General features: G+C 72.6%; 1 protein-coding gene. It reads left to right on the top strand.

What is annotated here, in order from left to right; translation table 11 throughout:
- The coding region (locus tag ACEN88_RS34345) for a M28 family peptidase (RefSeq protein ID WP_413346871.1) at positions 1-431 on the top strand (431 nt) is incomplete at both ends.

Consider the following 431-nt stretch of genomic DNA (forward strand, 5'->3'; position numbering starts at 1 on the left):
GCCGACGGCGGCGCGTCCGCCGCCGCGCTGCTGGAAACCATGCGCGTCCTCCAGGCCGGGCCGCCGCTCGACAACGACCTGCTGTTCGTCTTCACGGACGCCGACACGGTGCAGGCGATGGGCGCGCGCGCCTTCATGCAATCGCACCCGTGGGCGAAGCAGGTGCGCGTCGCCCTGCGCTTCGACAATGCCGGCAACCGCGGCCCGCTAGAATTGATCGACGCGGCGCACGCGGACGGTTTTGCGCTGGACGCGTGGGCGCGCGCGGCGCCGCAACCGCAAGGCTCGTCCTTCATGGCCGAGCTGTACGACCGCCTGCCGCAAAGCGGGGGCGCCGCACCGCTGGCGACGGACGCCTTTCCCGTGCTGCACTTCGCGACGACGCAGGGACCGCTGGGCCGGGAAGGCATGCACGACGTGCCGCAGCGCCT

The organism is Massilia sp. CT11-108, from assembly GCF_047302915.1.
GTDB classification, from domain to species: domain Bacteria; phylum Pseudomonadota; class Gammaproteobacteria; order Burkholderiales; family Burkholderiaceae_D; genus Telluria; species Telluria orientalis.